The organism is Pseudomonas sp. RtIB026 (assembly GCF_016861355.2).
Classification (GTDB): Bacteria; Pseudomonadota; Gammaproteobacteria; order Pseudomonadales; family Pseudomonadaceae; genus Aquipseudomonas; species Aquipseudomonas peradeniyensis.
The window spans coordinates 1988420-2014590 of the sequence record NZ_AP023348.2; the positions used below are offsets into that span (position 1 = coordinate 1988420).

21 protein-coding genes are annotated in these 26171 nt (G+C 65.1%); 11 read left to right on the forward strand and 10 right to left on the reverse strand.

Features of this window, described 5'->3' with window-relative positions; genetic code table 11:
* Positions 1 to 49: 49 nt before the first annotated feature.
* Positions 50 to 1651 carry an L-aspartate oxidase gene (gene nadB, locus PRtIB026_RS08995; RefSeq protein ID WP_203647795.1) on the reverse strand — a complete coding sequence of 534 codons (1602 nt, stop codon included), beginning with the start codon at positions 1649 to 1651 and terminating at the stop codon, positions 50 to 52.
* Positions 1652 to 2087: 436 nt separating this feature from the next.
* Between nadB and rpoE the strand changes: the two genes are divergently transcribed.
* The 10 genes from rpoE to pdxJ all read left to right on the forward strand — a co-directional run bounded on the left by rpoE (position 2088) and on the right by pdxJ (position 12220).
* Positions 2088 to 2669 (forward strand): RNA polymerase sigma factor RpoE, encoded by a 582-nt coding sequence (gene rpoE, locus PRtIB026_RS09000; protein ID WP_010220971.1) that lies wholly within the window; start codon positions 2088 to 2090, stop codon positions 2667 to 2669.
* Between the two features lie 31 nt (positions 2670 to 2700).
* The gene (locus PRtIB026_RS09005) at positions 2701 to 3291 is read left to right on the forward strand and encodes a sigma-E factor negative regulatory protein (RefSeq protein WP_203647794.1); all 591 of its coding nucleotides are present in this window, start codon (positions 2701 to 2703) and stop codon (positions 3289 to 3291) included.
* Between the two features lie 13 nt (positions 3292 to 3304).
* The gene (locus PRtIB026_RS09010; protein ID WP_203647793.1) at positions 3305 to 4270 is read left to right on the forward strand and encodes a MucB/RseB C-terminal domain-containing protein; all 966 of its coding nucleotides are present in this window, start codon (positions 3305 to 3307) and stop codon (positions 4268 to 4270) included.
* Positions 4271 to 4470: 200 nt separating this feature from the next.
* Positions 4471 to 5877, forward strand: a complete 1407-nt coding sequence (locus PRtIB026_RS09015; protein WP_420713659.1) for a DegQ family serine endoprotease — start codon at positions 4471 to 4473, stop codon at positions 5875 to 5877.
* 306 nt (positions 5878 to 6183) lie between these two features.
* The gene (lepA, locus tag PRtIB026_RS09020; RefSeq protein WP_110739522.1) at positions 6184 to 7983 is read left to right on the forward strand and encodes a translation elongation factor 4; all 1800 of its coding nucleotides are present in this window, start codon (positions 6184 to 6186) and stop codon (positions 7981 to 7983) included.
* A 5-nt stretch (positions 7984 to 7988) separates the two neighbouring features.
* Complete coding sequence (lepB, locus tag PRtIB026_RS09025; protein WP_110739523.1) at positions 7989 to 8843, forward strand: signal peptidase I; 855 nt, start codon at positions 7989 to 7991, stop codon at positions 8841 to 8843.
* 161 nt (positions 8844 to 9004) lie between these two features.
* Positions 9005 to 9694, forward strand: a complete 690-nt coding sequence (gene rnc, locus PRtIB026_RS09030; RefSeq protein WP_028690123.1) for a ribonuclease III — start codon at positions 9005 to 9007, stop codon at positions 9692 to 9694.
* Complete coding sequence (gene era / locus PRtIB026_RS09035) at positions 9687 to 10589, forward strand: GTPase Era (RefSeq protein ID WP_203647791.1); 903 nt, start codon at positions 9687 to 9689, stop codon at positions 10587 to 10589. The genes rnc and era overlap by 8 nt, the downstream gene beginning before the upstream one ends.
* Before the next feature lie 162 nt (positions 10590 to 10751).
* Positions 10752 to 11435, forward strand: coding sequence for a DNA repair protein RecO (gene recO / locus PRtIB026_RS09040; RefSeq protein ID WP_203647790.1), 684 nt, complete (start codon positions 10752 to 10754; stop codon positions 11433 to 11435).
* A gap of 62 nt (positions 11436 to 11497) precedes the next feature.
* The gene (pdxJ, locus tag PRtIB026_RS09045; RefSeq protein WP_269806722.1) at positions 11498 to 12220 is read left to right on the forward strand and encodes a pyridoxine 5'-phosphate synthase; all 723 of its coding nucleotides are present in this window, start codon (positions 11498 to 11500) and stop codon (positions 12218 to 12220) included.
* A gap of 127 nt (positions 12221 to 12347) precedes the next feature.
* Here the strand turns inward: pdxJ and PRtIB026_RS09050 are convergent, their stop codons facing one another.
* A complete protein-coding gene (locus PRtIB026_RS09050; protein ID WP_232855783.1) occupies positions 12348 to 13733 on the reverse strand; it encodes a heavy metal sensor histidine kinase in 1386 nt (461 codons plus the stop codon).
* Positions 13730 to 14404: a heavy metal response regulator transcription factor gene (locus tag PRtIB026_RS09055; RefSeq protein WP_050703990.1), complete on the reverse strand. Its 675-nt coding sequence runs from the start codon at positions 14402 to 14404 to the stop codon at positions 13730 to 13732. The genes PRtIB026_RS09050 and PRtIB026_RS09055 overlap by 4 nt, the downstream gene beginning before the upstream one ends.
* 269 nt (positions 14405 to 14673) lie before the next feature.
* Here PRtIB026_RS09055 and PRtIB026_RS09060 point away from each other — a divergent pair, with 269 nt between their 5' ends.
* Complete coding sequence (locus PRtIB026_RS09060; RefSeq protein ID WP_203647788.1) at positions 14674 to 14871, forward strand: hypothetical protein; 198 nt, start codon at positions 14674 to 14676, stop codon at positions 14869 to 14871.
* Positions 14872 to 14941: 70 nt separating this feature from the next.
* Here PRtIB026_RS09060 and cmoB read toward each other — a convergent pair whose 3' ends face one another.
* The 7 genes from cmoB to PRtIB026_RS09095 form a co-directional block, all read right to left on the reverse strand.
* A complete protein-coding gene (gene cmoB, locus PRtIB026_RS09065; RefSeq protein WP_203647787.1) occupies positions 14942 to 15898 on the reverse strand; it encodes a tRNA 5-methoxyuridine(34)/uridine 5-oxyacetic acid(34) synthase CmoB in 957 nt (318 codons plus the stop codon).
* A complete protein-coding gene (gene cmoA, locus PRtIB026_RS09070) occupies positions 15895 to 16638 on the reverse strand; it encodes a carboxy-S-adenosyl-L-methionine synthase CmoA (protein WP_050703993.1) in 744 nt (247 codons plus the stop codon). Before cmoA ends, cmoB begins: the two co-directional genes overlap by 4 nt.
* Positions 16639 to 16728: 90 nt before the next feature.
* The gene (locus tag PRtIB026_RS09075; protein WP_203647786.1) at positions 16729 to 17121 is read right to left on the reverse strand and encodes a protease inhibitor I42 family protein; all 393 of its coding nucleotides are present in this window, start codon (positions 17119 to 17121) and stop codon (positions 16729 to 16731) included.
* A gap of 126 nt (positions 17122 to 17247) precedes the next feature.
* Positions 17248 to 19668, reverse strand: a complete 2421-nt coding sequence (gene lon / locus PRtIB026_RS09080) for an endopeptidase La (protein WP_203647785.1) — start codon at positions 19666 to 19668, stop codon at positions 17248 to 17250.
* A 201-nt stretch (positions 19669 to 19869) separates the two neighbouring features.
* Positions 19870 to 22281, reverse strand: coding sequence for a glucose/quinate/shikimate family membrane-bound PQQ-dependent dehydrogenase (locus tag PRtIB026_RS09085; protein ID WP_203647784.1), 2412 nt, complete (start codon positions 22279 to 22281; stop codon positions 19870 to 19872).
* Between the two features lie 31 nt (positions 22282 to 22312).
* Positions 22313 to 23659, reverse strand: coding sequence for a carbohydrate porin (locus PRtIB026_RS09090; RefSeq protein ID WP_203647783.1), 1347 nt, complete (start codon positions 23657 to 23659; stop codon positions 22313 to 22315).
* A 283-nt stretch (positions 23660 to 23942) separates the two neighbouring features.
* Complete coding sequence (locus PRtIB026_RS09095; RefSeq protein WP_203647782.1) at positions 23943 to 25988, reverse strand: TonB-dependent receptor; 2046 nt, start codon at positions 25986 to 25988, stop codon at positions 23943 to 23945.
* Between the last annotated feature and the right edge of the window lie 183 nt (positions 25989 to 26171).

The following is a 26171-nucleotide window of genomic DNA, read 5'->3' on the forward strand; positions in this document are numbered from 1 at the left end:
CGACCCTTTCGCGGCACAAGGCCGTTCCTACAGGGATCGCGCAGACTGCCTACGGCACCAGGATGGTGTCCCGGGCCTCGGGCAGCATCCCCGGGTAGTCCAGGGTGTAGTGCAGGCCCCGGCTTTCCTTGCGCTGCATGGCCGAGCGGATCATCAGCTCGGCCACCTGCGCCAGGTTGCGCAGTTCGATCAGGTCGCGGCTGACCTTGTAGTTGCTGTAGAACTCGTCGATCTCGTCCAGCAGCATGCGCACCCGGTGCTCGGCGCGCTGCAGGCGCTTGCTGGTGCGCACGATGCCGACATAGTCCCACATGAACCGCCGCAGCTCGTCCCAGTTGTGGGCGATGATCACGTCCTCGTCCGAGTCGGTCACCTGGCTTGCGTCCCAGCAGGGCAGGGCGCGGGGCATGGCCACCTGCTCCAGGCGCGCCTCGATGTCGGCGGCGGCGGCGCGACCATAGACGAAACATTCGAGCAGCGAGTTGCTGGCCATGCGGTTGGCGCCGTGCAGGCCGGTGAAGCTGGTCTCGCCGATGGCGTACAGGCCGGGCACGTCGGTGTGGCCGTGCTCGTCGATCATCACCCCGCCACAGGTGTAGTGGGCCGCAGGCACCACCGGGATCGGCTGGCGGGTGATGTCGATGCCGAAGGTCAGGCAGCGCTCGTAGACCGTCGGGAAGTGGCTGGTGATGAAATCGGCCGGCTTGTGGCTGATGTCCAGGTAGACGCAGTCCACCCCCAGGCGCTTCATCTCGTGGTCGATGGCGCGGGCGACGATGTCTCGTGGCGCCAGCTCCTCGCGCGGATCGAAGCGCGGCATGAAGCGCTCGCCGTTGGGCAGGCGCAGCAGGGCGCCCTCGCCGCGCAGGGCCTCGGTGATCAGGAAACTCTTGGCCTGAGGGTGGTACAGGCAGGTCGGGTGGAACTGGTTGAACTCCAGGTTCGCCACCCGGCAACCGGCGCGCCAGGCCATGGCGATGCCGTCGCCGCAGGCGCCGTCGGGGTTGCTGGTATACAGGTAGACCTTGGCCGCGCCGCCGGTGGCCAGTACGGTGAAGCGCGCGCCGAAGGTGTCCACCTCGCCGCTGTTGCGGTCCAGCACGTAGGCGCCCAGGCAGCGGTCGCCGTCCAGGCCCAGGCGGCGCTCGGTGATCAGGTCGACGGCCACGCGTTGTTCGAGCAGTTCGATGTTCGCGCGTTGCCGAGCCTGTTCCAACAGGGTGGTGAAGATCGCGGCGCCCGTGGCATCGGCGGCATGGATGATGCGCCGGTGGCTGTGGCCGCCCTCGCGGGTCAGGTGGAATTCGAAGCCGCCGTCGTCGACGCTGTAGTGTTCGTCGCGGGTGAACGGCACGCCTTGCTCGATCAGCCACTGGATGGCCTCGCGGCTGTGCTCGACGGTGAAGCGCACGGCGTCCTCGTGGCACAGCCCACCACCGGCGTTGAGGGTGTCCTCGACATGGGACTGCACGGTGTCGGTGTCGTCGAGCACCGCGGCGACGCCGCCCTGGGCCCAGAAGGTCGAGCCGTTGGCCAGGTCGCCCTTGCTCAGCACGGCGATGCGCAGGTGGCGCGGAAGGTTCAGTGCCAAGCTGAGACCGGCGGCACCGCTGCCGATCACCAGGACATCATGTTGGAATTGTTGGCTCATGTCGGGACACTAGTAATCTTTGGAAGGGGCACGGCACAATAGTCGAGCGCAGATGGCACTGTGAAACTATCGTGAAACCTGGCCGGGATGCCTTTATAGCAGCCCCGGGCGCCTGATTTCCAATGGCGCATACGGGTGGATGGCGATCTTTATGGGAACTTTCCGATACCCCTGGAAATCCTATGAAGGCTGCCCGTACGCCACAGATCGCCGCGGCGACGCAAGGCGGCAGCTCTATCTTGGGCTGGCACCTGCGTAATGAAACCAGATTATCGACGCAGCCGGCCGTGACCGCGCTGCGTCTTTCGTGCGAGCCGACCAAGGGCCGCAGGAAACTTGCTTGGAGGGGAGAACTTTTGCGCAAAGCCCGAGTCTATGGTTGCAAGCCTGAACGATGGCTGTTGCAGCGCTCCTTCGAGATCACTGAGGAGTGTTCATGCTAACCCAGGAAGAGGATCAGCAGCTTGTCGAGCGCGTGCAGCGTGGCGACAGGCGAGCTTTCGATCTGTTGGTGCTGAAGTATCAGCACAAGATTCTCGGGTTGATCGTGCGTTTTGTACACGACACCCATGAGGCGCAGGACGTGGCGCAGGAAGCCTTCATCAAGGCATACCGGGCGCTTGGGAATTTTCGCGGTGACAGTGCTTTTTATACCTGGCTGTACCGCATCGCCATCAACACGGCGAAGAACTACCTGGTGTCCCGCGGTAGACGGCCACCAGACAGCGATGTGAGCTCCGAGGATGCGGAGTTTTACGACGGCGATCATGGTCTCAAGGATCTCGAGTCCCCAGAGCGCGCGTTGTTGCGGGATGAAATCGAAGGCACTGTCCATCGCACCATCCAGCAACTGCCGGAAGACCTGCGTACAGCATTGACGCTGCGCGAGTTCGATGGACTGAGTTACGAGGACATTGCCAGCGTCATGCAATGTCCAGTGGGTACCGTGCGCTCTCGAATCTTCCGCGCTCGGGAGGCCATAGACAAAGCCCTGCAACCTTTGTTGCAGGAAACCTGAGACAGCGGCGACAGCCAAGAGAGGAACCGCCATGAGTCGTGAAGCTTTGCAGGAATCGCTGTCCGCGGTGATGGATAACGAAGCGGACGAACTGGAACTGCGTCGCGTGCTGAACGCCGTCGACGATGCCGAAACCCGTGCCACCTGGTCGCGTTACCAGGTTGCCCGCGCAGCCATGCACAAGGAGCTGCTGCTGCCCAAGCTGGACATCGCCTCGGCGGTTTCCGCGGCGCTGGCCGACGAGGCCGTGCCGGCCAAGGTCAAGCAGGGCCCGTGGCGCAGCATCGGCCGCCTGGCCGTGGCCGCTTCGGTGACCGTTGCCGTACTGGCCGGCGTGCGTTTCTACAACCAGGACGAGATCACTGGTGCCGAGCTGGCCGCCCAGCAGCCTGCCCAGCAGGGCCTGAGCATGCCACAGGCGCAAGGCCCAGCCGTATTGGCAGGCTATAGTGAAGGCAACGAGCAACCGACCGGGCCGATGGCCAACGGTGTGCTGCAGAACCAGGCCGGCTGGGATCAACGTCTGCCGGGTTACCTGCGCCAGCACGCCCAGGAGTCCGCGCTGAAGGGCAACGAGACCGCGCTGCCTTACGCCCGCGCCGCCAGCCTGGAAAACCGCTAAGTTAAGGAGGATCATGCGCGCGCTACCTCTCCTGTCGCTGCTGCTTGGCAGCAGCCTGACGGTACAGGCCCTGGCCGCCAACTCCTCGCCCGAGGCGAGTGAGTGGCTGAACAAGCTGGCACGGGCCGAGCAGCAGCAGAGTTACCAGGGATCCTTCGTCTACGAACGCAACGGCAGCTTCTCATCCCACGATATCTGGCATCGCGTCCAGGACGGCAAGGTCAGCGAGCGGCTGCTGCAGCTCGACGGCTCGGCCCAGGAAATCGTGCGGGTCGATGGCAAGGTGCAGTGCGTCAGCGGCAACCTGGCCAGCAGCGTGGGCACACCGCCGGACAGCGCCCCGCGGGTGCTTGATCCTCTGAAACTGATGAGCTGGTACGACCTGAGCGTGGCAGGCAAATCACGCGTCGCCGGGCGCGACGCGGTGATTGTCGCGCTCACCCCGCGTGACCAGCATCGCTATGCCTTCGAATTGCACCTGGACCGCCGCACCGGCCTGCCCCTGCGCTCGTTGATGCTCAACGACAAGGGTCAGTTGCTCGAGCGCTTCCAGATGACCCGTCTGGACACCGACAATTTGCCGACCGATGCCGAACTGGGGGCCAGCGCGAGCTGCAAACCGGTCGAGCGCAAGGCTGCCGGCACCGCCGAAACCGTCGCCGGATGGCGTTCGGACTGGCTGCCGCCGGGCTTCGAGCTGGTCAACAGCTCGGTACGTCGCGATCCTGAACGCAAGAGCACCGTCAGCAGCCTCATGTATGACGACGGCCTCGCTCGTTTCTCGGTGTTCCTCGAGCCGATCGGCAACGAGGCCGGTATCGATACCCGTGCCCAGCTCGGTCCCACCGTCGCGGTGTCGCGGCGCCTGACCACGCCCAAGGGCAAGGTAATGGTCACCGTGGTCGGCGAGATCCCGCTGGGGACCGCTGAACGTGTCGCCCTGTCGATGCGGGCCCAGGATGCCCAGGCGCGTCAATGACGGCGCGCCTTCTGACAGCTCTTGTTACACAGAGCTGACATGAAATTAAGGCATTGTCATTTGCAATCCTGCCGCAAATTTTCTATAGGTCAGGCTTCTCGGAGTCTGGCCTTTCCTGCGTCTGCGGGAACCTTACTGCTAACTACGCTCGTTGTGACGGGAGCCGTATGTCAATACCACGCTTGAAAACCTACCTATCGATGTTCGCCGCCGTGCTCATGCTCGGCCAGGTGCTCAACGCCCAGGCCGAAGAGTCCCTGCCGGACTTCACCACCCTGGTCGAGCAGGCCTCGCCGGCGGTGGTCAACATCAGTACCAAGCAGAAACTGCCGGACCGCCGCGTCGCCGCCGGGCAGATGCCGGACCTCGAAGGCCTGCCGCCGATGTTCCGCGAGTTCTTCGAGCGCAACATGCCGCAGCAGCCGCGCTCGCCCCGTGGCGATCGCCAGCGCGAAGCGCAGTCGCTGGGCTCGGGCTTTATTATCTCCAGCGACGGCTATGTGCTGACCAACAACCACGTGGTGGCCGACGCCGACGAGATCATCGTCCGCCTGTCCGACCGCAGCGAACTGCAGGCCAAGCTGGTAGGCACCGACCCGCGCACCGATGTGGCCCTGCTCAAGGTCGAAGGCAAGAACCTGCCGATCGTCAAGCTGGGCGACTCGGAGAAGCTCAAGGTCGGTGAGTGGGTGCTGGCCATCGGCTCGCCGTTCGGCTTCGACCATTCGGTGACCAAAGGTATCGTCAGCGCCAAGGGCCGTACGCTGCCCAACGACACCTATGTACCGTTCATCCAGACTGACGTGGCCATCAACCCGGGCAACTCCGGTGGCCCGCTGTTCAACATGAAGGGCGAGGTGGTGGGCATCAACTCGCAGATCTTCACCCGTTCCGGCGGCTTCATGGGCCTGTCGTTCGCCATCCCGATCGACGTGGCGATCGATGTGTCGAACCAGCTGAAGAAAGATGGCAAGGTCAGCCGCGGCTGGCTGGGCGTGGTGATCCAGGAGGTCAACAAGGACCTCGCTGAGTCCTTCGGCCTGGACAAGCCGGCCGGCGCCCTGGTGGCCCAGGTCCTGGAAAACGGCCCGGCAGCCAAGGGCGGCCTGCAGGTGGGCGACGTGATCCTGAGCATGAACGGCCAGCCGATCGTCATGTCCGCCGACCTGCCGCACCTGGTCGGCAGCCTCAAGGACGGCGAGAAGGCCAAGCTGGAGATCATCCGCAACGGCAAGCGTCAGAACCTGGACGTCACCATCGGCGCGTTGCCTGAGGATGACGCCGACATCGGTCTGGGCGCGGGTGCCGATGGCAGCGCCGAGCGCAGCAGCAACCGTCTGGGCGTATCCGTGTCGGACCTGACCGCCGAGCAGAAGAAGTCGCTGGAACTCAAGGGCGGCGTGGTCATCAAGGAAGTCCAGGATGGTCCGGCGGCCATGATCGGCCTGCGTCCGGGTGATGTCATCAGCCACCTGAACAACCAGGCCATCGCCTCGGCCAAGCAGTTCACCGAGATCGCCAAGGAGCTGCCGAAGAACCGTTCGGTGTCCATGCGTGTGCTGCGTCAGGGGCGTGCCAGCTTCATCACCTTCAAGCTGGCTGAATAAGCGGGTTGAACAGTAGGGAAAGGGCAGCTTCGGCTGCCTTTTTTCATGAAATTTCACAATTCTCTGTAGGAGCGGCCTTGTGCCGCGATCGGGCGCGCAGCGGCCGCAGAGGCACCGTCACCGCTCGCCAGGTGCAGCGCATGCTGGATATTGCGGCCGCTGCGCGCCCGATCGCGGCACAAGGCCGCTCCTACAGTGCGTAAGTGCACCCGATAGAGGAATCTCCCATATCCCTCCGGCTTGAGGTACAATTCCCGGCTATTTTTCGGCGGGCGTCCGGCTCGCAGCCTTTTCGAGTGTTGACCTGTGAGTGATTTGAGTCATATCCGCAATTTCTCCATCATCGCCCACATCGACCATGGCAAGTCGACGCTGGCCGACCGTTTCATCCAGATGTGCGGTGGCCTGACTGCGCGCGAAATGGAAGCTCAGGTTCTCGACTCCATGGATCTCGAGCGCGAGCGCGGTATCACCATCAAAGCCCACAGCGTCACGCTGCACTACAAGGCCCAGGATGGTAAGACCTACCAGCTGAACTTCATCGATACCCCCGGCCACGTCGACTTCACCTATGAAGTCTCGCGCTCGCTGGCGGCGTGCGAGGGTGCGCTGCTGGTGGTCGATGCCGGTCAAGGTGTCGAGGCCCAGTCCGTGGCCAACTGCTACACCGCCATCGAGCAGGGCCTGGAAGTCATGCCCGTGCTGAACAAGATGGACCTGCCCCAGGCCGACCCGGACCGCGTCAAGGACGAGATCGAGAAGATCATCGGCATCGACGCCACCGATGCCGTGGCCTGTAGCGCCAAGAGCGGCATGGGCGTCGACGAGGTACTCGAGCGCCTGGTGCAGACCATCCCCGCGCCGGAGGGCGAGATCGATGCGCCGCTGCAGGCACTGATCATCGACTCCTGGTTCGACAACTACCTGGGCGTGGTCTCGCTGGTGCGCGTGCGCCAGGGCCGCGTCAAGAAGGGCGACAAGATCCTGGTCAAGTCCACCGGTAAGGTGCACCTGGTCGACAGCGTCGGCGTGTTCACCCCGAAACACACCCAGACTGCCGATCTGAAAGCCGGTGAAGTGGGCTTCATCATCGCCAGCATCAAGGACATTCACGGCGCGCCGGTGGGCGACACCCTGACCCTGTCCAACACGCCTGAAGTCGAAGTGCTGCCAGGCTTCAAGAAGATCCAGCCGCAGGTCTACGCCGGCCTGTTCCCGGTCAGTTCCGACGACTTCGAGGACTTCCGCGACGCCCTGCAGAAGCTGACCCTGAACGACTCGTCGTTGCAGTACATGCCGGAAAGCTCCGACGCCCTGGGCTTCGGCTTCCGTTGCGGCTTCCTCGGCATGCTGCACATGGAGATCATCCAGGAGCGCCTGGAGCGCGAATACGACCTGGACCTGATCACCACCGCGCCGAGCGTGATCTACGAGCTGGAGCTCAAGACCGGCGAGACCATCACCGTCGACAACCCATCGAAGCTGCCGGACGTCTCGGCGGTCAACGACTTCCGTGAGCCGATCGTCACCGCGACCATCCTGGTGCCACAGGAGCACCTGGGCAACGTCATCACCCTGTGCATCGAGAAGCGTGGCGTGCAGCGCGACATGCAGTTCCTCGGCAGCCAGGTGCAGGTGCGCTACGACCTGCCGATGAACGAAGTGGTGCTGGACTTCTTCGACCGCCTGAAGTCGACCAGCCGCGGTTACGCCTCGTTGGACTACCATTTCGACCGTTACCAGTCGGCCAACCTGGTCAAGCTGGACGTGTTGATCAACGGCGACAAGGTCGATGCCCTGGCCCTGATCGTGCACCGCGACAATGCCGCCTACAAAGGCCGCGCATTGACCGAAAAGATGAAGGAACTGATCCCTCGGCAGATGTTCGATGTGGCGATCCAGGCAGCCATTGGCGGCCAGATCATCGCGCGGACAACCGTCAAGGCGCTCAGAAAGAACGTACTGGCCAAGTGCTACGGTGGTGACGTCAGCCGTAAGAAGAAGCTGCTGGAGAAGCAGAAGGCCGGTAAGAAACGCATGAAGCAGGTGGGTAACGTGGAGATTCCACAGGAAGCCTTCCTTGCCGTGCTCAGGTTGGATAGCTAGGTCCTATGTCGCTAAATTTCCCGCTGTTGCTCGTCATCGCCGTCGCCGTCTGCGGTCTGTTGGGTCTGATCGACCTGCTGTTCCTGGCCCCGCGCCGGCGGGCGGCGATCGCCAACTACCAGGGCAGCGTCAGCCAGCCCGAAATGGCCGTGGTCGAACGCCTGAACAAGGAGCCCTTGCTGGTCGAGTACGGCAAGTCGTTCTTCCCGGTGCTGTTCATCGTGCTGGTGCTGCGTTCGTTCCTGGTCGAGCCGTTCCAGATCCCGTCGGGGTCGATGAAGCCGACGCTGGAAGTGGGCGACTTCATCCTGGTGAACAAGTTCTCCTACGGCATTCGCCTGCCGGTGATCGACAAGAAGGTCATCGAGGTGGGCGATCCGCAGCGCGGGGATGTGATGGTGTTCCGCTACCCAAGCGACCCCAACGTCAACTACATCAAGCGTGTGGTCGGACTGCCGGGCGACGTGGTGCGCTACACCAGCGACAAGCGACTGTTCGTCAACGGCCAGTCGATCGCCGAGCAACTGGTCGGCAGCGAGCCGGGTACCCTGGGCAGCGCCGAGCTGTACAAGGAAAAGCTCGGTGAAGCCGAGCACCTGATCCGCAAGGAAATGACCCGCTACCGCATGCCGCCGGACCAGCAATGGACCGTGCCGGCCGGTCATTACTTCATGATGGGCGACAACCGCGACAACTCCAACGACAGCCGCTTCTGGGATGACCCGAATATTCCCAAGGAGCTGCACGGCATGGTTCCTGACCGGAACATCGTCGGCAAGGCGTTCGCGGTGTGGATGAGCTGGCCGGAGCCGAAACTCAGCCACTTCCCGAACCTGTCGCGGGTCGGGCTGATCCATTGAGTAACGACGGCGCTGTCCACGGACAGCGCCGATTGCATTTCTGACATAGGCTGTGTTCTCAGGGAGCGAGAGCTTTCGCCGTTTCCGGCGACAGACCGCAGTCAAACCGTCTTTCAGGATGTTGATTTGAACAACGCGTTGAACATTGCACGGGTGGCCCCATGAGCGCTTCCCTGGCCCGCCTGGAGCGCAAGCTCGGCTACACCTTCAAGAACCAGGACCAGATGCTGCTGGCCCTGACCCATCGCAGCTATGCCGGGCGCAATAACGAGCGCCTGGAATTCCTTGGCGATGCCATCCTCAACTTCGTGGTCGGCGAGGCGCTGTTCGAGCGCTTCCCGCAGGCCCGCGAAGGCCAGCTGTCGCGCCTGCGTGCACGCCTGGTCAAGGGCGAGACCCTGGCCCGTCTGGCCCGTGGCTTCGACCTGGGCGAGTACCTGCGCCTAGGCTCGGGCGAACTCAAGAGCGGTGGCTTTCGTCGCGAGTCGATCCTCGCCGACGCCCTCGAGGCCCTGATCGGCGCCATCTACCAGGACGCCGACATGCAGACCGCCCGCGAGCGTATCCTGGCCTGGCTGACCGATGAGTTCGACGGGCTGACCCTGGTCGACACCAACAAGGACCCCAAGACCCGCCTGCAGGAGTTCCTGCAGTCGCGTGCCTGCGAGCTGCCACGCTACGAAGTGGTGGACATCCAGGGCGAACCGCACTGCCGGACCTTCTTCGTCGAATGCGAAGTGGTCCTGCTGAACAAGAAAAGCCGCGGCCAGGGCGTGAGCCGGCGTATCGCCGAGCAGGTCGCCGCTGCCGCCGCATTGATCGCCCTGGGCGTGGAGAATGGCAATGACTGAGAACACTTCGACCCGCTGCGGCTATGTCGCCATTGTCGGTCGCCCCAACGTGGGCAAGTCCACGCTGCTCAACCACATCCTCGGGCAGAAGCTGGCGATTACCTCGCGCAAGCCGCAGACCACCCGCCACAACATGCTCGGTATCAAGACCGAGGGTGACGTGCAGGCGATCTATGTCGATACCCCCGGCATGCACAAGGCCAACGACAAGGCGCTCAACCGCTACATGAACCGCAACGCCTCGGCGGCCCTCAAGGACGTCGACGTGGTGATCTTCGTGGTCGACCGTACCAAGTGGACCGACGAGGACCAGCTTGTGCTGGAGAGGGTGCAGTACGTCACCGGCCCGTTGATCATTGCGGTCAACAAGACCGACCGCATGGAAGAGAAGTCCGAGCTGATCCCGCATCTGCAATGGCTGCAGGAACAACTGCCGAACGCCGAAGTGATGCCGATCTCCGCGCAGCAGGGGCACAACCTCGAAGCGCTGGAAGCCCAGATCGCCAAGCACCTGCCGGAGAACGAACACTTCTTCCCGGAAGACCAGATCACCGACCGCAGCAGCCGCTTCCTCGCCGCCGAACTGGTGCGCGAGAAGATCATGCGCCAGCTGGGCGCGGAGCTGCCGTACCAGATCACCGTGGAAATCGAGGAGTTCAAGCAGCAGGGCCATGTGCTGCATATCCATGCGCTGATCCTGGTCGAGCGTGACGGGCAGAAGAAGATCATCATTGGCGACAAGGGCGAGCGTATCAAACGCATCGGTTCCGAGGCGCGCAAGGACATGGAAGTGCTGTTCGACTCCAAGGTCATGCTCAACCTGTGGGTCAAGGTCAAGGGTGGCTGGTCCGACGACGAGCGCGCCCTGCGGTCGCTGGGTTACGGCGACCTGTAAAGCCTGTACCCCCTCTGTAGGAGCGGCCTTGTGCCGCGAAAGGGTCGCGCAGCGGCCCCAAGATCTCGATTACTACGTGGGTCTTGGGGCCGCTGCGCGACCCTTTCGCGGCACAAGGCCGCTCCTACATGGGTTGCGTCAAACCTGGGTTCAGAGATCGTCATGGAACAACCAGCCCCCCAACCCGCCTACGTGCTGCACAGCCGCCCCTACAAGGAAACCAGCGCGCTGGTGGACTTCCTCACCCCCCAGGGGCGGGTGCGGGCGGTGCTGCGCCGGGCGCGGGGCAAGGGTGGCAGCCTGGTGCGGCCGTTCGTGCCGCTGGAAGTCGAACTGCGCGGGCGCGGCGAACTGAAGAACGTCGGCCGCCTGGACAGCTCCGGCATTGCCGCCTGGCTGCATGGCGACGCGCTGTTCAGCGGACTCTACCTCAATGAGCTGCTGATGCGCCTGTTGCCCGCCGAGGCGCCGCACCCGGCGTTGTTCGAACACTACACCCTGACCTTGCAGGCCCTGGCCGCCGGGCGGCCGCTGGAGCCGTTGCTGCGCTCCTTCGAATGGCGCCTGCTGGACGAGCTGGGTTATGCCTTCGCTTTGGATCATGACGTCAACGACAGCGCCGTCGTCGCCGAGGGGCTCTATCGCCTGCAGGTGGACGCTGGCCTTGAGCGGGTCGAGCTGTTCCAGCCCGGGCTGTTCAAGGGCAGCGAGCTGCTGGCCCTGGCCCAGGCCGATTGGGAGGCGCCCGGCGCCTTGCTCGCCGCCAAGCGCCTGATGCGCCAGGCCCTGGCGGTGCACCTGGGGCCCAAGCCGCTGGTCAGCCGGGAACTGTTTCGCAAGCGCTGATCAGCACGTATGCTGTGGCCCTCAACCTTCAGGAGTGCCCCTTCGTGACTCACAGCAACCGCATGCTTCTCGGCGTCAACATCGACCACGTGGCGACCTTGCGCCAGGCCCGGGGCACCCGCTATCCGGACCCGGTCAAGGCCGCCCTGGACGCCGAGGAAGCGGGTGCCGACGGCATCACCGTGCACCTGCGCGAAGACCGCCGGCATATCCAGGAGCGCGACGTGCTGCTGCTCAAGGACGTGCTGCAGACCCGCATGAACTTCGAGATGGGCGTCACCGAAGAGATGATGGCCTTCGCCGAGAAGATCCGCCCGGCGCATATCTGTCTGGTGCCGGAAACCCGCCAGGAACTGACTACCGAAGGCGGCCTCGATGTGGCCGGCCAGGAAGCGCGGATCAAGGCGGCGGTCGAGCGCCTGTCGCGCACTGGCGCCGAGGTGTCGCTGTTCATCGATGCCGACGAGCGGCAGATCGAGGCTTCGCGCCGTGTCGGCGCGCCGGCCATCGAGCTGCACACCGGCCGCTATGCGGACGCCGAGACACCGACCGAGGTGGCCGAGGAGCTCAAGCGTATTGTCGATGGCGTGGCATTTGGCGTTAGCCAGGGCCTGATCGTCAATGCCGGCCATGGCCTGCACTACCACAACGTCGAGGCCGTGGCCGCGATCAAGGGCATCAACGAACTGAACATCGGCCACGCGCTGGTGGCCCATGCGCTGTTTGTCGGTTTCAAGGCGGCGGTAGCAGAGATGAAGGCACTGATCGTCGCCGCTTCGCGCTGATCAGCGCTCTTCAGTACCGGCCCTTTCGCGGGTAAACCCGCTCCCACAGGTACTGGGCAAGCCCCAGGGCTGGTGAGATCCCTGTGGGAGCGGGTTTACCCGCGAAGAGGCCGGCGCTGGCGGTGGATCACTCGGCCTGGAACACCAGGGTGAAGCGAGTCGGGCCCGCTGGTTGGCTCTGAACCTCCACCCGCCCCCCATGCAACTGCATGATCGACTTCACGATCGCCAGCCCCAACCCCGTCCCGCCTTCCAATCGCGAACGCCCGGCCCCGGCCCTGTAGAACCGCTCGAACAGGTGCGGCAAATGCGCCTCGCCAATCCCCGGCCCGCGATTTTCCACCCACACGCAGACCTGGTCACCGACTCGCTCAATCCCCACGGCCACCGGCTGGCCTTCAGGGCCATGGCGAATCGCATTGCTCAGCAGGTTCGACAGCGCCCGCTGGAACATCAGCTTGTCCGCCATCGCGGTACCCCAGCCTTGCAAGTGCAGGGAGATGCCCTTGAGCTCGGCGCTGAAGGTGAACAGCTCACTCACCCGCGCCACTTCGTCTGCCAGCGCCACAGGGGTCAGTGCCACCTGGGTCTGCGGCTGGCTGACCTGGGCCAGGAACAGCATGTCGTTGATGATGCGGTTGAGCCGGGTCAGCTCTTCGACGCTGTCCTCCAGCGCCTCGCGATACTTGTCGCCATCACGCTCGCGGGCCAGGGTCACCTGGGCCTTGCCCATCAGGTTGCCGATCGGCGTGCGCAGTTCGTGGGCCAGGTCGTCGGAAAACTGCGACAGCTGGCGCACGCCCTGGTCGAGCCGGTCGAGCATGACGTTGATGGCACGGGCCAGGTCGGCCAGCTCGGCAGGCAGGCCCTCGTCCGGCAGGCGATGCGCCAGGTCCTGGGTCGAGACCTGCCCGGCGATCCGGCGAAAGTGCCGCAGCGGGCGCAGGCCGCGCTGCACCAGCTTCCACGCGGCGATGCCGATCAGCACCAGCAGCAGCGGCAGGGCCAGCAGGGTCGAGTTCAGGTAGGCCTGCAACAGGCTGTTGTCATCGCTGCGGTTGAGCGACATCAGCACCTTGACCGGGGTGTCGTCGCGCAGGCGCATCAGGCGGCTGGCAGTGAGGATCTGATTACCATCATCGTCGCGCCAGGTATGGAAGGTCAGCTGGTTGTCGGCCTCCTGGTTCAGCAGGTGCTGCGACTGCAGCGCCGGCCCCAGGCTGAGCAGGGCGGGGTGGCGGCCGTTGACGGCCAGCACGCTGAGGCTGAGGTTGTCGTGCCCCATGACCAGGTCGAGCAGGGGGTGGGCGCGGGCACCCAGATCGTCGCTGCGCAGATCGACGCGCAGGTTGTGTTCGACCTGTTGCATCTTGCGCGCCAGGTCCTTACGCGCCCGGCTGTCCAGCTCGTGGTCGAGGGCGAACACCGCCAGGCACGCCAGCAGCAAGACCAGCGCCGCGCCCAGCAAGGTGACGGTCAGGCCCAGGCGCAGCGACAGGCTGGAGCGCTTCACGTCCGTGCCTCGAGCACGTAGCCGACGCCGCGCAGGGTGTGGATCAGCTTGTCCTCGAACGGGTCGTCGATCTTTGCCCGCAGGCGGCGGATCGACACCTCCACCACGTTGGTGTCGCAGTCGAAGTTCATGTCCCACACCAGCGAGATGATCTGCGTGCGCGACAGCACCTCGCCGCTCTGGCGCATCAGCAGGTGCAACAGGGCGAATTCCTTGGCGGTCAGGTCGATGCGCTGGCCGCCGCGCCAGGCCCGGTGGCGGCCGGGGTCGAGTTCGAGGTCGGCGACCTTCAGCGTGCTTGGCTGCAGATGCTGGTCGTTGCGCCGCAACAGGCTGCGGATGCGCGCCAGCAGTTCGGGGAACTCGAAGGGCTTGAGCAGATAGTCGTCAGCGCCCAGGTCCAGCCCCTTGACCCGGTCGGCCAGGCGGCCATGGGCGGTGAGCATCATGATCCGCGTCGAGGATTCGGCGCGCAGGCGCTGCAGCACGCCCCAGCCATCGAGCCCGGGCAGGTTGACATCGAGGATCACCAGGTCGTACGCCTGCTGGCGGGCCAGGTGCAGGCCGTCGGTGCCGGTGTGGGCGCAATCGACCACGTAGCCGTTCTCGCGCAGGCCCTGTTGCAGGTAGTCGGCGGTGCGGGGTTCGTCCTCGATGATCAGTAGGCGCATGGTCGGGCTCTGTGTGGAAAGGGGGCGATTCTCGACCCTGTAGTGACATCAGGGTCAAGCGGCGAGGATGTTACTGGATGCGAATGGGCAAGCGGCGGGAATAACGGATTTGTAATACGCGGGTCATGTGCCTGACAGGGCGATCCTGTGCGAGCGGGCTTGCCCCGCGATGCGGTTGTCTTGCAGGACTGTAATGTCCGCCTCACCTTGGCGTTAGCTGCCGCTTGCGATGATGGCCCTGTCGAAACGGTTAACACGAGGCAAGCACGATGAACCTGACCAAGTACCTGCTGCTGGCGATTCTCGCCTTGGGCAGCACCAGTGTTTTCGCCGAGGGTGGCGCGGAACGTTCGAAGCAATTCTGGCAAGCGTTCCGCGACGACCAGGCTCGCCTGCACGGCGACAAGCAGCAGGCGCTGGCCGAGCGCGAGGCCGAGGAAAAGGCCCGCGAACTGGCCAAGGACTGAGTACCACACACCTGCACCGCGACAGCTCCTCGGCGCAGGTGACCCTGGGCGCCCGAACGGGCGCCTTTTTTTATTTGCGTGCCAGCAATGTGGCGCGACGCGGGGCCGGCAGGCCTTCGACGGTCTTGCCGTGGTCGTTCGGGTCGAGGAAGTCGCCCAGCGACTGGTAGCGCATCCACTCGGTGCTGCGCTGCTCCTCGATGCTGGTGACGCTGACATCGACGCAGCGCACATCGCTGAAGCCGGCGCGGCGCAGCCAGCGCTCCAGGGCCGGCACCGACGGCAGGAACCAGACGTTGCGCATCTGCGCGTAGCGATCCTCGGGTACCAGCACCTGGTTTTCGTCACCCTCGATCACCAGGGTTTCCAGCACCAGTTCACCGCCCTTGACCAGGCAGTCCTTGAGCGCCAGCAGGTGCTCGATGGGCGAGCGGCGGTGGTAGAACACGCCCATGGAGAACACGGTGTCGAAGCCTTCGAGGTTGGCCGGCAGCTCTTCGAGGGCGAACGGCAGGTGCCAGGCCGGCAGTTCAGGCAGGTACTGCTGCACGGCCTGGAACTGGCAGAAGAACAGCCAGTTGGGGTCCACGCCGATGACCATGTCGGCGCCGGCGCCGAGCATACGCCACTGGTAGTAGCCGTTGCCGCAGCCGACGTCGAGCACACGCTTGCCCTTGAGGTCCAGGTGCGGGCCGACCCGCGACCATTTCCAGTCCGAGCGCCATTCGGTGTCGACATGCACGCCGAACAGGTCGAACGGGCCCTTGCGCCAGGGCGACAGGCCCATCAGCGCCTGGCGCATCTGCGCCCGGGTGGCGTCGTCGCAGGTGCAGTCCAGGCGCAGGCCGTCGACCAGGTCGATCTCGCTCGGGGTCAGCTGCGGCAGTGCCTCGAGGGCGCCACGCCAGCGGTCGAGGTCGCCGTGGCCCTTTTCCAGCTTGGCTTCGAGTTGCGCCTGCAGGCCCTGGGACCAGGTGGCAAGGGGCGTGCCCGCCAGGCGGCGGACGAGGGGGGACAGATCGATCATGGCAGGGCTATCAGCGAGGCGAAGTTGAGGCATTGGAACCAGGGCACGACCTTGGAGAAACCGGCAGCGCGCAGGCGCTGTTCATGGGTCTCCAGGGTGTCGGGCTTCATCACGTTCTCGATGGCACTGCGCTTCTGGGCGATTTCCAGTTCGCTGTAGCCATTGGCACGCTTGAAGTCCAGGTGCAGTTCGTTGAGCAGGTCCTGCTCCTGCGCGTCGGTGAAGCGCAGTTTTTCCGAGAGGATCAGCGCACCGCCCGGCAACAGGGCCTGGCGGATGCGGCCCAGCAGCTCCAGGCGCTGCTCGGGGGCGACGAACTGCAGGGTGAAGTTCATCGCCACCACCGAGGCGGGCTCGAAGGGCAGGGCGAGGATGTCGGCCTCCAGCACCTGCACCGGCAGCAGCTCCTGGAACATCGAGTCCTGGGCGGTGAGGTACTGGCGGCAGCGCTCGACCATGGCCGCGGAGTTGTCCACCGCGATGACCCGGCAGCCGTCCGTGCGCACATGGCGACGCAGCGCCTGGGTCACCGCGCCCAGCGAGGCGCCGAGGTCGTACAGCGCGGAGTTCGGCTGGGCGAAGCGCGCGGCCAGCACGCCGAGGTTCTCGACGATGGTCGGGTAACCGGGCACCGAGCGCTTGATCATGTCCGGGAACACCTGCACCACGTCTTCGTTGAAGACGAAGTCGGGCACCTGCTCCAGGGGTTGGGCGAATAGGCGGTCGGGTTGTTTGCTCACGGGTGGGTCCAGGCGGCTGGCAATCTACAGGGGCGGCATTCTAGCCAAACCACGGCAAGCTTGCATGATTCGCTGACCGGCGCCGCCCGCTTACTTGACCCGGATGGCGCAATCGAAGGTCTGCACCGGGCGCACTTCCGGGGCCCACGGCTGCTGGTAGACCAGGATCAGGTGACCCTCGCCGGCGGCCTTGGCCTGGAAACGCCAGGTGGAAAGCCCGCCGCTGCCGACGATGCCGGCTTGTTCCGGTGAGTTGTATACCTCGGGGCCGAGGCTGCGCAGGATCTCCGGGGCCGGGTTCTGCAGCAGCCAGCGGTAGCCGGTGGTGGGGTTGCTGGGCAGCGTGAGGGTCATGGTCTGGCCGACGACCAGACGCTTGGGGCACTCGCTGTCGCCGTCCAGTTCGACGGTGTGTTGCGGGTGCTGGGCGCAGGCGGTGAGCAGGGCCAGACCCAGGGGGACGAGCAGACGAGGGGCGATCATGTTGGCTCCTGAGGCTGAAGTTGCCTGAGGATAACCGAAGCTGTCGGAAGTTTGTGTGGTCTGTGCGGGCCAGATCGCGGGGCAAGCCCGCTCCTACAGGTTCCTGCAGGAGCTGGCTTGGGCTTTTTAGAACAGCACTTTCGCCACGTCGGCAAAGCGCTTGGCGAAATGCACGGTCAAACCGTCTTTCAGGTATTCGGGCAACTCTTCGAAGTCACCGCGGTTGGCCTCCGGCAGGATCAGTTCGAAGATCTTCTGCCGGCGCGCCGCGATCACCTTCTCGCGCACCCCGCCGATCGGCAGCACCTGGCCGGTCAGGGTCAGCTCGCCGGTCATCGCCACGCCCTTTTTCGGCGCCTGGTCACGGGCCAGCGACAGCAGGGCGCTGGCCATGGTCACGCCGGCGCTGGGGCCGTCCTTCGGCGTGGCGCCTTCAGGGACATGCAGGTGGATGAAGGCCTCGTTGAAATAACCCGGCGTACCGCCGAACTGCTTCAGGTTCGAGCTGACGTAGCTGTAGGCGATCTCCGCCGACTCCTTCATCACCTCGCCCAGCTGTCCGGTGAGCTTGAGGCCACGACTGAGGGTATGGATGGGGGTGGCTTCGATGGGCAGGGTCGCACCGCCCATGCTGGTCCAGGCCAGGCCGGTGATCACGCCCTTGCCGGCCAGCACCTGTTCGCTGCGGAACACCGGCATGCCCAGGGCGGGCTCCAGGTCCTTGGCGGCAATCCTGATCTTGGCCTCGGGGTCCTCGAGCAGCTTGACCACCGACTTGCGCACCAGCTTGCCCAGCTGTTTTTCCAGCTGCCGCACCCCGGCTTCGCGGGCGTAGCCTTCGATCACTGCGCGCAGGGCGGCGTCGTTGATGCCCAGGCTGGCCTTGGACACGCCGGCCTTCTCCAGTTGCTTGGGCCACAGGTGACGCTTGGCGATGGCCAGCTTCTCTTCGGTGATGTAGCCGGACAGGCGGATCACTTCCATGCGGTCGAGCAAGGGGCCGGGGATCGAGTCGAGGGTGTTGGCGGTGCAGACGAACAGCACCTTGGACAGGTCCAGGCGCAGGTCCAGGTAATGGTCGAGGAAGTCGACGTTCTGCTCGGGGTCGAGGGTCTCCAGCAGCGCCGAGGCCGGGTCGCCCTGGTAGCTCTGGCCCATCTTGTCGATCTCGTCGAGCATGATCACCGGGTTCATCACCTCGACTTCCTTCAGCGCCTGCACCAGCTTGCCCGGCTGGGCGCCGATATAGGTGCGGCGGTGGCCCTTGATCTCGGCCTCGTCGCGCATGCCGCCGACACTGAAGCGGTAGAACGGCCGGCCCAGGGATTCGGCGATGGACTTGCCGATGCTGGTCTTGCCCACGCCCGGCGGGCCCACCAGCAGCACGATGGAGCCGCTGATCTCACCCTTCCAGGCGCCCACGGCGAGGAACTCGAGGATACGTTCCTTGATGTCGTCCAGGCCCGCGTGGTGGCGGTCGAGCACCTTGCGCGCGTGCTTGAGGTCGAGCTTGTCCTTGCCGTACACGCCCCAGGGCAGGGCCGTGGCCCATTCCAGGTAGTTGCGGGTAACGGCGTACTCCGGCGAGCCGGTCTCGAGGATGGCCAGCTTGCCCATCTCTTCGTCGATGCGTTTTTTCGCCTGGTCAGGCAGGGTCTTGCCCTCCAGGCGCTGCTGGAACTGCTCCAGGTCGGCGCTGCGGTCGTCCTTGGTCAGGCCCAGCTCCTGCTGGATGACCTTGAGCTGCTCCTTGAGGAAGAACTCGCGCTGGTGCTCGCCGATCTGCCGGTTCACCTCGGCGGAGATCTCGTTCTGCAGCCGGGCCACCTCGACTTCCTTGCGCAGCATCGGCAGGACCTTTTCCATGCGCTTGAGCATGGGCACGCAGTCGAGCACTTCCTGCAGCTGGTTGCCGGTGGCCGAGGTGAGGGCGGCGGCAAAGTCGGTCAGTGGCGACGGGTCGTTGGGGCTGAAGCGGTTGAGGTAGTTCTTCAGCTCTTCGCTGTACAGCGGGTTGAGCGGCAGCAGCTCCTTGATCGCGTTGATCAGGGCCATGCCGTAGGCCTTGACCTCGTCGGTGGGCTCGGCCGGCTGGCGTGGGTAGTCGACTTCCACCAGGTAGGGCGGGCGATGGTGCTTGAGCCAGGTGCGGATGCGCACCCGGGTCAGGCCCTGGGCGACGAACTGCAGCTTGCCGCCTTCGCGGCTGGCGTGGTGCACCTTCACCAGCGTGCCGTACTCGGGCAGGGCCTTGGTGTCGAAGTGGCGGTGGTCTTCCGGCGGGGTGTCCATGAAGAACAGCGCCAGGGAGTGGTGCGGGGTCTTGGCGACCAGGTCGAGGGTTTCGGCCCAGGGTTCTTCGTTGACGATCACCGGCAGCACTTGCGCGGGGAAGAACGGGCGGTTGTGGATCGGGATCACGTAGACCTTGTCCGGCAGCTGCTGGCCGGGCAGGGCGAGGTGGTGGCCGGGGGTGGCCGAGGTATCGAGGTGTTCGACTTCGCTGTGTTCGTCGGGATGTTCCGGGAAATCCTGCTGGTCGCTCATGGGGCACCTGCGTGAATGGCTATGGTGCTTAGATGGGGCAGGGGAGGATGGGTTTCAATGGTGTAGGAGCGGCCTTGTGCCGCGAAAGGGCCGCAGAGCGGCCCCGGCAATCTTTGCATCTGCGTTGATAACCGGGGCCGCTCTGCGGCCTTTCGCGGCACAAGGCCGCTCCTACAGGGCTGCTTGCCAGACGGGGCTGGCTTACTCAGCCAATTTGTAAGCGATGATGTAATCACCCATGCGGGTGCCCAGCGAGCCATGGCCGCCGGCGGTCACCAGCACGTACTGCTTGCCGTCCTTGCCGGTGTAGGTCATCGGCGTGGCCTGGCCGCCTGCCGGCAGGCGGCCCTTCCACAGCTCCTGGCCGTTCTTCACGTCATAGGCGCGCAGGTACTGGTCCAGGGTGCCGCTGAGGAAGCCCACGCCACCGGCGGTGACGATCGAGCCACCCATGCTCGGCACGCCCACCGGCATACCGATCGGCACCGGGGTGCTGTCGCGGGTGGTGCCGTTCTTGTGCTTCCACACCACCTTGTTGGTGAACAGGTCGATGGCCGCCACATAGCCCCAGGCTGGCGCCTGGCACGGGATGCCCAGCGGCGACATGAACGGGTGCATGGTTACCGCGTATGGCGCGCCGGCGTTCGGCTGCACGCCGCTGGTCTCGCTTTCGCGCTTGCTGCCTTCGGCTACCTGCTCACGCGGGATCATCTTCGACACGAAGGCCATGTAGTTCGGCGAGGTGAAGAGGATCTGGCGCACCGGGTCGACCGACACGCTGCCCCAGTTGAACACGCCGACGTTGCCCGGGTAGACCAGGCTGCCCTGCTCGGACGGCGGGGTGTACTGGCCTTCGTAGCGCAGGCTGCGGAACTGGATGCGGCAGAGCATCTGGTCGAACGGCGTGGCGCCCCACATGGCCTGTTCGGTCAGCTCGGGGCCGAGCAGGTTGAGGTCGGAGCGGGCCTGGGTCGGCGCGGTGTGGTCGCCTTTCACGGCGCCCTGCGGTACCGGGATCTCGCGGATCGGCACGATCGGCGTGCCGTCGCGGCGGTCGAGCACGTACAGGCTGCCTTGCTTGGTCGGCACGATGACCGCCGGCTTGACGCCGTCGTCGGTCTTCAGGTGAACCAGGGTCGGCTGGCTGCCAACGTCCATGTCCCACAGGTCGTGGTGGGTGAACTGGTAGTTCCAGCGCGCCTTGCCGGTGGCCAGGTCCAGGGCGACGATGCCGGCGCTGTATTTCTCGGCGCCGGGAGTGCGGTCGGCGCCCCACTGGTCGGGGGTCTGGTTGCCCAGCGGCAGGTAGATCATGCCGAGGTCTTCATCGACGCTGGCGATCGACCACATGTTGGCCGAGTTGCGGCTGTACATTTTCCCGTCGGCCAGGGGCTTGGTGTCGTCCGGGTTGTTGCTGTCCCAGTTCCACACCAGGTGGCCGTCGTGCACGTCGTAGGCGCGGATCACGCCGGACGGCTCGTTGGTCGACTCGTTGTCGGTGACGTGGCCACCGATGATCACCAGGCTACGGGTGATCGCCGCCGGCGAGGTGGAGTAGTAGCCACCGGCGGTGAACGGGCCGATGCCGCGGGTCAGGTCGATCACGCCCTGGTTGGCGAAGCCTTCGCAGACCTTGCCGGTGTCGGCGTTGATGGCGATCAGGCGGGCGTCGGCGGTGGGCAGGTAGAGGCGGCGCGGGCAGGCCTGGGCCACGGCCTGGCCTGCGTCGGTGATCTTCGGCGCGGGGCTGCCGTCACGGCTGACGTAGCTGTTCTCGTCGTAGTACGAGACGCCGCGGCAGGTCATGTGGGCGAAGCCCTTGAAGGTGCCGGTGGGGCTCTTGACCTGCGGGTCGTAGCGCCAGATCTCGGCGCCGGTGTCCGGGTCCAGGGCCAGCAGGCGGCTGTGGGCGGTGCACGCATAGAGCATGCCGTTGACCTTCAGCGGGGTGTTCTGGTTGGTCAGCTCCACCGGGTCGTTTTCGCTCGGCAGGTCACCGGTGCGGATGCGCCAGGCCTCTTCCAGGCGGTAGGCGTTCTGCGGGGTGATCTGGCGCAGCGGCGAGTAGCGGTCGCCGTGTTCGGTGCGGCCGTAGGCCTGCCATTCACCGTCCGGCATGGCCGGGGCGGCGCTGCCCATCTCGCTGTTGTCGCGGGTGAACTCGCCACGGATCTCGCCCGGGTGGGTGAACTGACTGGCCACGGCGGTGGCGCCGGAGGCGACCACGGCGACGCTGAGCAGGGCGGTGTTGACCTTCGACGCGGGGCCGACCAGCGGGCGGCGCGCCCACGGCAGCAGCAGGACCACGCCGATGGCGAACCAGATGGCCAGGCGCGGCACCAGTTGCCACCAGTCCAGACCGACTTCCAGCAGCGCCCAGGCGGTGCTGCCCAGCAGCACCAGGCCATACAGGCCCAAGGCGATACGGCGCTTGGCCAGCAGCAGGATGCCGGACAAGGCGAAGCCGATGCCGGCAATCAGGTAGTAAAGCGAGCCACCCAGCTGGCTCAGCTTGATGCCGCCGGCCAGCAGGGCCAGGCCCATCAGCAGCAGCAATACGCCCATCAGGCGCGGTAGCCAGCGGGTTCCATTCTTGGCACCGTCAGTGCTCATCGTCTGTTCTCCGTAGTGTGAAAGGGTCGGGTTAGAAACTGCTCTGGATCTTCAGGCCGCCGATCAGGGCGTCGTCGACCCGCGACACTCCGCCCGGATGGCGGATGTACTGCAGGTTCGGGCGCACGGTGAGCCAGTCGGCCAGGTGGATGCCGTAATAGAGTTCGGCGCTGTACTCGGTGTCCTGCACGGGCAGGAAGCCGGGGTTGTCGTAGTCGTCCAGGCCGTTGGCCTGGTTGATGAGGCGGGCGTTCTTGCGGTAGCCGGGATTGACGTGCACGCGGGCCAGGGCGAATCCGATGTCGTCCTTGGCGCGGGCATCGAAGGGCCCCTTGTAAACCACACCTGCCTGCACATAGTTGTCGATGGCATTGGTCTTCTTGTCGTGCACCGTGGCATTGGCGAACAGGCTCAGGCCGCGCGACTGGTCCGAGGCCAGCGCGGTCACCTGCTGCTGGGCGCCCAGCCACAGGCCATGCTTGCTCGAGCTGCTGCGGTAGGCGGCGCCGCTGATGGCGGCTGGCGTGCCGTTGCTGTCCTTGAGTACATCCTGTGCCTTGGCATTACTGTAGTAGTAGCCGGCGCGATATTCCCCTTTCAGGCCATTGACCCGCGGGCTCCAGACCAGTTCGACCGGCATCACCGCGCCTTGGGTGCCGCTGCCGCTGAGCTTGAAGCCGTTGCCGCTCTCGAGGTTGGAGGGGTTCTGCTCGAACACGCCGACCTGGGCGTAGAGTTCGTCGTTCAGGTTGTAGCGCACGCGCAGGGCCCACTGGCTGACCGGCCAGTTGTACCAGATGCCACCGACCCAGTTGCCCACCTGCGAGCCGCAGAACGCCAGGTTCTGGAAGTCGCAGGGGAAGCTGTTGAAGTCCTCGCCTTCGCCGAAGCGGCCGAATTTCACGTCCAGCGCGCCATCGAAGTACTTCTGCTTGATCCACATCTGGGTCAGTCGCCAGGTCTCGCCACGGCCCCAGACTTCCTGCGCCGAGGTGAAGCCACCGACACGCGGGTCGTTGATGCGATCGTTGCTGATGTTGTCGCCATGGCGCTCGGTGACGGTCAGCTGGAACTCGGTGTCGTGCCAGCCAAGGATCTTTTGCAGGTCCATGTTCACGCCGAAGGTGAACTGGTCGCTGTAGCGCGCAGCGCGGTCGTGGCTGTAGCCGCCGTGCAGGTTGCTGCCCATCTCGCCGGTGTAGCCGAGGGTGAAGTCATAGCCTTTTTCCAGCAGCTCGCTGCGGGTGCCGCCCCAGTCGCCGAGCATCCACGGCGAGTCCTTGGCGAACATCTCGCTGGCGCTGGTGGTGGGGGACAGGGCGCCGAGCAGGGTGGCGAGGGCGAGGCCGGAGTAGCGGGTATTGGGCAGCTGGAGCATGAGATAGCGCTATCTTTTGATTGTTGAGGAAACGGCAAGCGCAACGAAGTGCGAGATCTTCGAAGGGAAATGACTGCGTTGGGGATCGAGTGAAGCGATTCAGCTTGCGGCAGGGAGGATATAGGGGAAGTTGTAAGAAAAAAAGACAAAATGTCGCAGGGGATTGTTGCTCACTAGGTAACAGTTCGAGGTACAGGGGCCACTGTGGGAGCGGGTTTACCCGCGAATGCAATGTTGAATCCACTAACGCATTCGCGGGTAAACCCGCTCCCACAGAGGAGCCTTAGAAGGAAGTGCGCAGTCCCACCTGCACACTGCGCCCCGGCGCCGGCGCGATATCGCGCAGGATCGAGCTGGCATAGCGCACGGTCTGGTCGGTGAGGTTCTCGCCGCGCACGAAGGCCAGCCATTCACTCTGGCCGATGTCGAAGCGATAGCCCAGGCTGGCGCCGAGGGTGGTGTATCCATCGGTGCTGGTTTCGTTGGCCGGCTTGCGGTGCTGTGACGCGGCGTGCTGCACATCGACCCGCGCCTGCCAGCGGTCCAGCTCCCAGACCAGGCCACTGTTCAGGCGCAGCGGCGCGATGCGCGGCAGCGGCTCGCCGCTGTCGAGGTTCTTGGCCCGGGTGTAGTCGCCGGACAGTTCCAGGGCGAAGCTGCCGTAGCGGTTTTCCAGCAGTTGCCAGCGATCCTGGGCCTCGATGCCGTAGAAGCGTGCTCGCACGCCCTGGTAGGCATACTCGGGGATATCGCCGTGATCATGGTCGTGATCGTGGTCATGATCGTCGTGGCCGTGATCATGGCCTTCACGCAGGTTGCCGGTGCCGATCAGGCCGATGTAGTTGCGAAAGTGGCTGTAGAACACGCCGACGCTGCCCTTGTGGGTGCCGTTGTCAAAGCGCAGGGCCAGGTCGGTGGAGATGGCCTTTTCCTTGTTCAGGTTCGGATCGCCGATCTCGTAGGCGCCGGTGGCCACGTGGGCACCGTTGGCGTACAGCTCGTAGAAGGTCGGCGCGCGCTCGGTATAGCCGAGGTTGGCGGCCAGCGACCAGATCGGGTCGAGCTGGTACACCGCGCCCGAGGACAGGCTGAAGGCGTTGAAGCTGCTGGCGCTGTCGGCCCCGGCGAAGTTCTCGTTGCCCTTGGCGTCCGGATCGACCCGGGTGTGCTCCAGGCGCGCGCCCAGACTCAGGTTGAGCCGTTCGCTGGCCTGCCATTGTTCGAGCAGGAACAGCGCCAGGCTGTCGGTGTCGGTGTGCGGGACAAAGGCTTCCTCGCCCAGCGCGGAGAACTCGTTGCGGCTGACCTGGGCGCCGATCACGCCCTCGACCGGGCCCAGCGGCTGGTGACGGGCCTCGATGCGCGCCTCGTAGCCCTTGTTCTTGAAGGTGGTGTGCACCTCGCCGCTTTCGATTTCGCGGTGCTGGTAGTCGGTGTAGCCGGCATCGACCTTGACCGAACTGAACGGCCCGTCGAGGTCGCGCAGTTCCGAGGCGAAGCCGTAGTGGTCCTGCTGCATGTCCAGGCGCACGCCGGGCTCGGCCACCGAGCCGTAGTTGCTGTCGTAGCGGCTGTAGGACAGGCCGGTATAGCCGTGGTCCCAGTGGTAGGAGCCGCCGATCGCACCGCCGTCCTGACGGCCGTCGCTGTTTTTCAGGCGATGCTTGCTGCCGGGCTCGTCGGCATCGCGGACTTTCGAACTGCGGGCGTAGCCGGGGATGCGCAGGTCGTTGAACTGGCGGCTGTTGGCGTCCAGGTGCAGGGCGAAGGCGCCGTTGCCGGCCTCAAGCTTGCCGGCACTGCTGCGGGTGGTGTCGGCGCCGCCGTAGCGCAGCTCGCCCGCGCCATGGATGCCGTCGATGGGCGAGTCGGGGATGCGATTGTCGAAGGTGTTGACCACGCCGCCGATGGCGTTGCCGCCATACAGCAGCGCGGCAGGGCCGCGGACGATCTCGACCCGTTCGACGGTCACCGGGTCCAGTGGCACGGCGTGGTCATAGGACAGCGACGAGGCGTCCAGGGCGCCGACGCCGTTGCGCAGGATTCGAATACGGTCGCCGTCCAGGCCGCGGATCACCGGGCGGCTGGCACCGGGGCCAAACCAGGTGGAGGCAACGCCGGGCTGTTTGTTGAGGGTTTCCCCGAGGCTGCCGTGTTGCTGCTGCAGCAGGTCGTCGCCCTCGAGGACGGTGCTGGGTGCGGCCAGCTGGGCGTTGCCCAGCGGGTTGGCGGTGATCACCTGGGGTTGCAGCTCCACGGCCTGGCTGGAGGTGGAGGCCAGCCAGAGCGCGACGGCAAGGGGGGAGAGGTGCAGCGGCATGTGACGCATGGGGATGTGGCGTTCCTTGGCAGAATTGTTAGTGGTTACTTTATAACATTTCATCACAAGCTGTTTGCCACTGGCCAGCACTTTATGTGGTGACGCGTTTACCCAGTAGGAGCGGCCTTGCGCCGCGAAAGGGCCGCAAAGCGGCCCCAGGATCTTGGCCATGACCTATGTCGTCGGGGCTGC

Excerpts from the sequence above, each read along its gene's own strand:
- PRtIB026_RS09075 (WP_203647786.1), bottom strand. The coding sequence starts at position 17,121 with ATGATCGCCCCTCGTCTGCTCGTCCCCCTGGGTCTGGCCCTGCTCACC.
- era (WP_203647791.1), top strand. The coding sequence starts at position 9,687 with ATGACTGAGAACACTTCGACCCGCTGCGGCTATGTCGCCATTGTCGGT.
- PRtIB026_RS09005 (WP_203647794.1), top strand. The coding sequence starts at position 2,701 with ATGAGTCGTGAAGCTTTGCAGGAATCGCTGTCCGCGGTGATGGATAAC.
- PRtIB026_RS09085 (WP_203647784.1), bottom strand. The coding sequence starts at position 22,281 with ATGAGCACTGACGGTGCCAAGAATGGAACCCGCTGGCTACCGCGCCTG.
- PRtIB026_RS09015 (WP_420713659.1), top strand. The coding sequence starts at position 4,471 with ATGTTCGCCGCCGTGCTCATGCTCGGCCAGGTGCTCAACGCCCAGGCC.
- cmoB (WP_203647787.1), bottom strand. The coding sequence starts at position 15,898 with ATGATCGATCTGTCCCCCCTCGTCCGCCGCCTGGCGGGCACGCCCCTT.
- PRtIB026_RS09095 (WP_203647782.1), bottom strand. The coding sequence starts at position 25,988 with ATGCGTCACATGCCGCTGCACCTCTCCCCCCTTGCCGTCGCGCTCTGG.
- lepB (WP_110739523.1), top strand. The coding sequence starts at position 7,989 with ATGTCGCTAAATTTCCCGCTGTTGCTCGTCATCGCCGTCGCCGTCTGC.
- rnc (WP_028690123.1), top strand. The coding sequence starts at position 9,005 with ATGAGCGCTTCCCTGGCCCGCCTGGAGCGCAAGCTCGGCTACACCTTC.
- lon (WP_203647785.1), bottom strand. The coding sequence starts at position 19,668 with ATGAGCGACCAGCAGGATTTCCCGGAACATCCCGACGAACACAGCGAA.
- rpoE (WP_010220971.1), top strand. The coding sequence starts at position 2,088 with ATGCTAACCCAGGAAGAGGATCAGCAGCTTGTCGAGCGCGTGCAGCGT.
- PRtIB026_RS09060 (WP_203647788.1), top strand. The coding sequence starts at position 14,674 with ATGAACCTGACCAAGTACCTGCTGCTGGCGATTCTCGCCTTGGGCAGC.
- PRtIB026_RS09090 (WP_203647783.1), bottom strand. The coding sequence starts at position 23,659 with ATGCTCCAGCTGCCCAATACCCGCTACTCCGGCCTCGCCCTCGCCACC.
- recO (WP_203647790.1), top strand. The coding sequence starts at position 10,752 with ATGGAACAACCAGCCCCCCAACCCGCCTACGTGCTGCACAGCCGCCCC.
- PRtIB026_RS09010 (WP_203647793.1), top strand. The coding sequence starts at position 3,305 with ATGCGCGCGCTACCTCTCCTGTCGCTGCTGCTTGGCAGCAGCCTGACG.
- pdxJ (WP_269806722.1), top strand. The coding sequence starts at position 11,498 with ATGCTTCTCGGCGTCAACATCGACCACGTGGCGACCTTGCGCCAGGCC.
- nadB (WP_203647795.1), bottom strand. The coding sequence starts at position 1,651 with ATGAGCCAACAATTCCAACATGATGTCCTGGTGATCGGCAGCGGTGCC.
- PRtIB026_RS09055 (WP_050703990.1), bottom strand. The coding sequence starts at position 14,404 with ATGCGCCTACTGATCATCGAGGACGAACCCCGCACCGCCGACTACCTG.